Below are 7,497 nucleotides of genomic sequence, written 5' to 3' on the forward strand. Positions count from 1 at the left end.
CAGGATAGGGAATGCTGACGTTTTTATAGTTATTATTAAGACACCTATCAAACTCAGAAGCCATAACGCATGAGTGAGGAAAGAATTGGTATATTTCCTACAAACGACATTCAAACAAATTGAGATAATTATAATCTCAAAGAAAAAGACGGGCATGTCTGGTGATGCGGTTGAAACAAATCTCCGGGTTATGTCAATAGCTGGAAAAATCGAGAGAACCAGGAACAGGTCCCCTGCAGAAAAGGAAGAAATGATCCTTTTTATTTGTATCAGATATCCAAATGTTTTTTTGTAGTTCACCTGAATACCATACTCAAAAATCTTTATAATCGAAGAAAAATATAAGAATAAAACTACTCCGTTCGTAATAAACATCGGGCGGTGGAAAAGGAACACTAACTGATCCAAGCAGGCATTAGTGAGAAACCAGGTTGTGTTAAAACCTAACCGTGAGTACAGATTGGCCAGACCGAAGGGAATAGGCTGACTCACAATCCAGTTAATAGCTACAAGATGATATCCACCAGTATCATGAACCGGATGAAACCAGATAAGGATAGTTCCAAAAATCAGGGTAATGGCAATATAATATTTTAATATCGATACTTGGAATAGAGTTCTTACTGAATATATTCTGAAAAAAGCAATCAGACCTCCAACCATTATAATTATTGAAAGTAACCACCCGATTGGAATTATAAAATTTAAAATCCCAACTATCAGGATGATGATAATGAAACCAGTGATACCATACTCGAAAATACGATGATCTGGGAGGGGTTGAATTTTCAGGGCTTTGAATACTCCCGCTCCGATTCCAATGATTGATCCGGTCCATAATATAAACCAGATAAAAAAAATCAAAAGATCTTCCATCTTATCCTTTTACTAATACAACAATTCCGAACACAATAATCGCGGCACCAAGAACTCTTTGAATACTAATATTTTCATGAAAAAGAAAAAATGAGGCAATAAATATCAGTACAAAGGTAAGAGCGATAAAAGGATATACATAGGAGAGATCTGCACGTGATAGAGCTATCAGCCAGAATATTGTGGATAATCCATAGCAGATCAGTCCGCCGATAACCCAGGGATTTAATGCCACTACTATGGCTGAACTCAAGGAAAGTGAGGTGATCGCTCCGGTTTCAGTCATCCCTATCTTCCAGAAGATCTGCCCTGATGATGCAAAGAGAATCCCGATGAGAATTATGAAAATTGTACTCATATTATCTTCTCATTTTCTCCTCTATCCGATCGAGTTTTTTGGTTAGATAGTCAATAATCAGACCAATTGAGGTGAGTTGTACTCCAAAAAGAATAAGAAATACCGAAATCAAGGGATAATATTCATGTACAAGATGATAATGGGTTATTCGCTCATACAAACTGTACAGCCCAAAAAACAAACCTACAAAACTGACCAGTATTCCCGGGGCTGAGATCATCTTTGCTAGGGGCGACGTTTCATACCATGCAATGGAGAGTAGAGCCCGGAGCATTCTGTATCCATCCCGGACTGGGTGAAGTTTTGATATACCCACTCTTTCCCGGTACTCGATTGGGATCTCAACGATATTATATCCCAGTTTAGCAGCTCGGACCGTCATCTTTGTCTCAAACTCAAGGCTCTTTGCTTTGACAGAAAGTGAATTAAACATATCCTTTCGAAAAGCCCGCATTCCGGTCTGTCCATCCAATATCTCCTTTCCGCTGATATAAGTTGCAAGGATTGAAAAAACTGCATTTCCAAAACGATTAAAAAGCGGAATATTGTGTGACTCGATTATGCGGGATCCGAGAACAAGATCAGCTCCCTTGGTTAGTTCTTTAATAAAATCCGGAATATATCGTGCAGGGTAAGTGCAGTCCGCATCAGTGAATATAATGATATCCCCTGTTGCTTTTCTGACTCCGGTTATGAGTGCCCCGACTTTTCCCTGGTTTTTATCATGTCTGGATACGGATACTTTTCCATCTGATAAATCTGATGCTATCTGATATGTTTTGTCTGATGAACCATCATCGACGACGATAATCTCATCTACAAATGAATAATACTCCTGGATAACCGCTCCAATTGCCTTTTCTTCATTGAATGCCGGAACAACCAGAGAGGTTTTCATATAAGAAATTCCTCAGTCATCCTTGGAAGCCCTTCATCCAGGCCAACCTGAGGTTCAAATCCAAGAACCTTTCTAGCTTTATCAATATTTGGCAGTCTTCTCATTGGGTCATCTTGTTGGAGCGGTCCGTATGACAGTGTTGAAGAAGAATGAACCAGTTGAATAATTTTTTTTGCCAGTTCGAGTATTGTCCATTCCACTGGATTCCCGATATTTACCACCTCTCCGGCGAGTCCTGGTAACCCTGCCAACCGGAGCAGACCGGTGATCTGGTCAGTCACGTAACAGAATGAACGGGTCTGGGTACCATCACCAAAAATCGTGATCGGTTGATTCTGCATCGCCTGATCAATGAATCTGGGGATTACCCTCCCATAGTGTCCATCTGATCGCATCCGTGGCCCGTAGGTATTAAAAATCCTGACAATCCGTACATCAAGCCCATGTTGCCGGTGGTATGCCATGCAGTAGGCCTCACCTGCCCGCTTTGCCTCGTCATAGCACCCCCTGATTCCGAGAGTATTCACATTCCCACGGTATGTTTCTGGGGTTGGGAACACTTCGGCTTCTCCGTATATCTCGCTGGTGGAAGTGAAGAGAAGACGTGCGTTATATTTTTTAGCAATACCCAGAGCATGCATCGTACCAAGTGTATTGGACTTGAGAATCTGGATTGGATAATGCTCAAACTCAAGTGGGCCAGCCCTGGAGGCAAGATGACAGACCAGATCTAACTTTCGCTCCGGATCAAATGGTTTAGAGATGTCATGCTCGATTCTGGTAAAACATGGATGGTCGAGGAGATGATCGGTATTTTCTGGTCTGCCTGATGCATAATTATCCAGACAGATGACGTGTGCACCTTTATTTAATAGGGTTTCACACATCCAGGATCCCAGAAAACCAGACCCCCCAGTGACCAAAACGGTCTTATCCTGGTAGTCAACATCCTGTAAGCCTGCAAGAATCCGTTTCATATCTTCGCTATTTGAATTATGATCGCTCATTGCTATCTCCGTGTACAAACCTTTTCCTGAAGAATTGAGATGAGATCGTCGTGAAACTCTTCCCTTGATAATGCAAGTTCAAAAAAGGCTTTCATCCATCCGATTTTATCTCCGATATCATATCTCCGGCAGTTTGTTACCATCCCAAGAGATTGCGAGAGTCTCTTTATGGCATCGGTGAGTTGAATTTCTCCTCCTTTTCCTGGAGGGATCTCTTTGAGGTGTGTATAAATCTCGGGTGTAAATAGGTAACATCCGATAGCACCCAGATTCGATGGTGCATCCTTAACTGCAGGTTTTTCAACAATATTTTTAATCTGATAGATCCTCTCTTCAATGAGAGTGCCATCAATAATGCCATAATCGGGAATCTTTTTCTCCGGCACCGGTTCCATTGCGATGATAGACTGATTATATCTATTGTATGCCTGAATCATCTGTGATGTGCAGGTTTTCTCACCATCAGGAGCTATGGTTATCGTATCTCCAAGCAAAACGACAAAAGGCTCATCATTGCAATGTTTTTCAGTCAGGAGAATTGCATCTCCCAGACCTTTTGGCTCCCGCTGTCTAATATAATGAATATTGGGGATGTCACTTAAATCAATAAACGCATCAGATGCCCCTGATCCCTGGTTTAACGGGAATTTATGCTCCAGTTCGATGCATCGATCAAAATGGTCTTCAATTGCCCGTTTGTTTCTTCCGGTTACAATGATGATGTCGTCGATCCCTGATGCGACTGCTTCCTCAACCACATACTGAATAACCGGTTTATCGACGACCGGGAGCATCTCTTTTGGCTGAGCTTTGGTTATCGGCAGAAACCGCGTTCCAAGGCCTGCTGCAGGTATGACTACCTTCCTGACCGGTTTTGCCATGTTACCAGCATACCCCTTCAATACCATCAAGGGATAGGATGCGTCTTCCTTCAATGATCACCTTTGTCTTCATTCTGTTAAACTCAGAATCTATTGCTTTAAATTCAGGCCATTCGGTGAGGACAAGGCAGGCATCCGCTCCTTCAAGAGCTTCTCCAGCAGTCTGTTTATAATTAAGGTTAGGATAATAACGTTTCATAGATTCAGTGGCCATAGGATCATATGCGGTTATTTTGGCCCCTTTTTTAAGGAGTGATTGTATGACCGGAATCGATCTTGAGTCCCTGACGTCATCGGTGTTATCTTTAAATGCAAGGCCGAGAATTGCAATATGTTTATCTGATAATGCTCCGATCCGTTCTGTCAGGAGTGATACAATTTTTTCTGGCTGTCCTTCGTTGACTGTTATCACTGATTTCAGGAGGATCGGCTCTTCATTATTCTTCTCTGCCAGACGGATGAGAGCCATCACATCCTTTGGGAAGCAGCTCCCTCCAAATCCAAGCCCAGCATTGAGAAAATGAGGGTTAATCCGGTGGTCGTATCCGACTCCGTTCATGACTTCGTATACATTGATTCCTAATTTTTTACAGAGATTCCCGATCTCGTTAGAAAATGATATTTTCATTGCAAGAAATGAATTTGATGTATACTTGATCATCTCTGCTGCTTTTATCGAGGTAGTGATAAGCGGTGCTGACACTCCGGCATAAACTTGTTTGACCAGTGCTATTGCATCGTTGGTATTCCCCCCGATTACAATCCGGTCAGGATTCTTGAAATCATCAATAGCCCGTCCTTCCCGAAGGAACTCCGGATTCATACAAAAACCGATTGATTCTTCTGTCCTTCCTGATGATCTCAACAATCCTGGAAGTACAACCGATTCGGTAGTGCCAGGGGGGACTGTGCTTTTTACAGTAATAACCTGGTATTTTTTTGCACCACGAATTGCCGTACCAATAGATTCTGCAGCTTGTGAGAGATAGGTGAGGTTTGCAGATCCATCATCCTGCGGAGGTGTTCCGACACAAATAAAAAAAACATCAGTATCCTCAAGATCATGATAATCAGCCTGAGATACAAGACTTTTTCCAACTGTTGCTTTGAGGATTTCTTCAAGCCCGTCTTCATAAATCGGGGGTATCCCCTTATTGATCTCGTCAATCTTCTGGTTATCTATCTCAATAATCGTGACATTGTGCCCAAGGTCTGCAAAACATGCCGCAGATACAAGTCCTACATATCCCCCGCCTACTACCGTAATCTTCATGAAAAATGGTTCTCCCAAAAATAAAATATAAAATCCATACACTAATTGTCATGAAACAAATTCAATATTGTGAAGATAATTGTGCCAACCACAATATCTCCGATAATGTTCAGGGTCTGGAAACATTACCCCTTATCTTTCCAGCCTTCTTATCTCCTGTTTCTCTTTCTCCGCCCACCGGTTATCTCACGGCGGGTATGCGCAGAATTAAAGAACCTGAGTGACTCATTGACGATACTCTTCACCCAGGGATTTTCGGTTCCTTCGATCTCCTCTGGAACGATATTGTACCAGCAGGTCCAGGAGATGAGGTGGTCGGGGTCATCACGTTCCCAGCGGAAGTAGTCAGAACCCTTTCGCTCACCCTTATGGAGGGTACATATCCCCTCTTCGAAGTCAGATATATGAACAAAAAATGCACAGACTGAGCAGGGTCTGATCTGCCTGAATTCAACAGAAGGTAATTCCATCTCGCCTCATATCTGCATGTCTGTAACTCATATCATTCATCCCCGGGATCCACCAGTACCGGGTTCAAACAAACCCGCGCATGATTCAGATCCTCTTGGAGGCCTGAAGGTATACCTATTCTTTAGAGAAATATGGTATATGGTTTATCCCTCATCAATCTCAGTACTGAGATTCACTGCATAGATATCTGACCCTGAATAGTTATCCCTACCTGATTACTATGGTTGATCTGCACTATATCATTCAAAATCTGGATACTCACCTGCCATCGAAGACCGGAAAATTCCGGTCAGTTATGGTGGATTCAGATGGTAATGTCCTCTGTTCCGGCCAATGCCCGGTAATATCTGGTGAAACCCCTTCCCTGCAACCATTTTTCCCTCCGGTTTCTGATATTACCCCTCCTATCTTCATCGGAGGTTCCCCCGAAGAAAACTGGTGGGTTCATCAGTTTACTAAAAATGCCCCTCTCCCTTCCGCATACCAGTCTCTTCCGTTGCGCACGATAGCAGGATCCCTCTCCACAGATCTCCTGGCGATCCTGGGTAGGGGAGTTCAACTCGTCCGGTTTGATCATATAACCACCTTCTGCGGTCGGTGTGGAACAAAAAATGGCATGAAAGTGGATGAACTCGCCAAACAATGTCCCGCATGCGGTCTTCTTACATTCCCCCGCCTTTCTCCGGCAATTATCGTCAGGATTGTACAGGAAGATCGGATCCTGCTTGCCCGATCTCCCCATTTCCCGTCTGGTATGTACAGTGTAGTGGCAGGTTTTGTTGAACCTGGTGAATCACTCGAAGCCGGAGTACATCGGGAAGTTTTTGAAGAGGTCGGGATCCGAATTAGGGATCTCCAATATTTTGGTTCACAGCCCTGGCCATTTCCTGACTCCCTGATGATCGGGTTTGTTGCCCGGTATTTATCTGGTGAGATCAAGTGTGATGGGGTGGAGATTGAGGATGCCCAATGGTTCAGCCGGGATCAATTGCCAGAACTTCCCGGGCCACTCAGCATTGCACGGTCTCTTATTGAGGATTATCTGACCAGTCCGGACAAGTTACTGTTCGATGGTCAGTAACCTCTGGACTTTGATCAAATCCCCACAATCCTTATGCTCTGCCCGCTCAGACCCTTTGTATGAAGAATCATCTCTCGGGGATGTCATTAGTCTTCCTGCTCATTCTCGTAGTTACTCCTGCCATATCGGTTGCTGATAACGTCAGTGATTCCAAACAGATGTGGGATTCAGGTAAGGCGTTCTGGGATGAACGCAAATATGATGAAGCACTTCTCTCGTTTACCAATGCAACCACTCTGAATCCTGAAAACATCGATGCCTGGTATTATACCGGCCTGACCCTCGCACGGTTGGGGAGAAACGAAGAGGCAATTGTTGCATATGATACCGTAAGTCAATTGGACCCTGCCAATGCAGCAGCATGGTTTAATAAGGGTACCAATCTGGTGACACTCAACCGGACAGAAGAAGCACTAAAAGCATATGATACTGCGATATCTCTGGATCCGGCGTATGCTTTTCCCTGGTATAATAAAGGGAATATCCAGGCTGATGCAGGTGAATATGAAGCAGCACTCAAATCATACAGCCGAGCAATAGATCTTGATCCAACCTTCACCATTGCATGGAAGGGAAAAGGGAGTATGCTCGCGAAATTAGGAAGGACATCAGAGTCAGTTGATGCTTTTAATACTGCTCATCAACTGGAAGA

The 7,497-nt window shown here is 43.5% G+C and carries 9 protein-coding genes; 2 read left to right on the forward strand and 7 right to left on the reverse strand.

Annotated elements, in window-relative coordinates; all coding sequences use genetic code 11:
• The 7 genes from LUQ50_RS03120 to LUQ50_RS03150 form a co-directional block, all read right to left on the reverse strand.
• Nucleotides 1-876 (reverse strand): hypothetical protein (locus LUQ50_RS03120; RefSeq protein WP_300036047.1); only part of this gene is annotated, 876 nt, incomplete at its 3' end.
• Nucleotide 877: 1 nt separating this feature from the next.
• Nucleotides 878-1,234, reverse strand: coding sequence for an EamA family transporter (locus LUQ50_RS03125; RefSeq protein ID WP_300036049.1), 357 nt, complete (start codon nt 1,232-1,234; stop codon nt 878-880).
• 1 nt (nt 1,235) lies between these two features.
• Entirely contained in the window at nt 1,236-2,132 is an 897-nt protein-coding gene (locus LUQ50_RS03130; protein WP_300036052.1) for a glycosyltransferase family 2 protein, read from the reverse strand.
• Nucleotides 2,129-3,139, reverse strand: a complete 1,011-nt coding sequence (locus LUQ50_RS03135; RefSeq protein ID WP_300036055.1) for a UDP-glucuronic acid decarboxylase family protein — start codon at nt 3,137-3,139, stop codon at nt 2,129-2,131. Before LUQ50_RS03135 ends, LUQ50_RS03130 begins: the two co-directional genes overlap by 4 nt.
• 2 nt (nt 3,140-3,141) lie before the next feature.
• A complete protein-coding gene (gene galU / locus LUQ50_RS03140; RefSeq protein WP_300036058.1) occupies nt 3,142-4,020 on the reverse strand; it encodes a UTP--glucose-1-phosphate uridylyltransferase GalU in 879 nt (292 codons plus the stop codon).
• A 1-nt stretch (nt 4,021) separates the two neighbouring features.
• Nucleotides 4,022-5,293 (reverse strand): UDP-glucose/GDP-mannose dehydrogenase family protein, encoded by a 1,272-nt coding sequence (locus LUQ50_RS03145; protein ID WP_300036061.1) that lies wholly within the window; start codon nt 5,291-5,293, stop codon nt 4,022-4,024.
• Between the two features lie 149 nt (nt 5,294-5,442).
• Complete coding sequence (locus LUQ50_RS03150) at nt 5,443-5,763, reverse strand: hypothetical protein (protein WP_300036064.1); 321 nt, start codon at nt 5,761-5,763, stop codon at nt 5,443-5,445.
• 221 nt (nt 5,764-5,984) lie between these two features.
• On the opposite strand from LUQ50_RS03150, the gene nudC reads away from it, so the two are divergent.
• Together nudC and LUQ50_RS03160 are read left to right on the forward strand one after the other, a co-directional pair.
• A complete protein-coding gene (gene nudC, locus LUQ50_RS03155) occupies nt 5,985-6,845 on the forward strand; it encodes an NAD(+) diphosphatase (RefSeq protein ID WP_300036067.1) in 861 nt (286 codons plus the stop codon).
• Nucleotides 6,846-6,904: 59 nt separating this feature from the next.
• Nucleotides 6,905-7,497 (forward strand): tetratricopeptide repeat protein (locus LUQ50_RS03160; RefSeq protein ID WP_300036070.1); only part of this gene is annotated, 593 nt, incomplete at its 3' end.

Origin of the sequence: Methanospirillum sp., from assembly GCF_028679455.1 — an archaeon.
Taxonomy (GTDB): Archaea; Halobacteriota; Methanomicrobia; order Methanomicrobiales; family Methanospirillaceae; genus Methanospirillum.

Bases quoted from the DNA above. Each gene is read 5' to 3' on its own strand.
- LUQ50_RS03135 (WP_300036055.1), bottom strand. From the start codon at position 3,139: ATGAGCGATCATAATTCAAATAGCGAAGATATGAAACGGATTCTTGCA.
- LUQ50_RS03125 (WP_300036049.1), bottom strand. From the start codon at position 1,234: ATGAGTACAATTTTCATAATTCTCATCGGGATTCTCTTTGCATCATCA.
- galU (WP_300036058.1), bottom strand. From the start codon at position 4,020: ATGGCAAAACCGGTCAGGAAGGTAGTCATACCTGCAGCAGGCCTTGGA.
- LUQ50_RS03145 (WP_300036061.1), bottom strand. From the start codon at position 5,293: ATGAAGATTACGGTAGTAGGCGGGGGATATGTAGGACTTGTATCTGCG.
- nudC (WP_300036067.1), top strand. From the start codon at position 5,985: ATGGTTGATCTGCACTATATCATTCAAAATCTGGATACTCACCTGCCA.
- LUQ50_RS03130 (WP_300036052.1), bottom strand. From the start codon at position 2,132: ATGAAAACCTCTCTGGTTGTTCCGGCATTCAATGAAGAAAAGGCAATT.
- LUQ50_RS03150 (WP_300036064.1), bottom strand. From the start codon at position 5,763: ATGGAATTACCTTCTGTTGAATTCAGGCAGATCAGACCCTGCTCAGTC.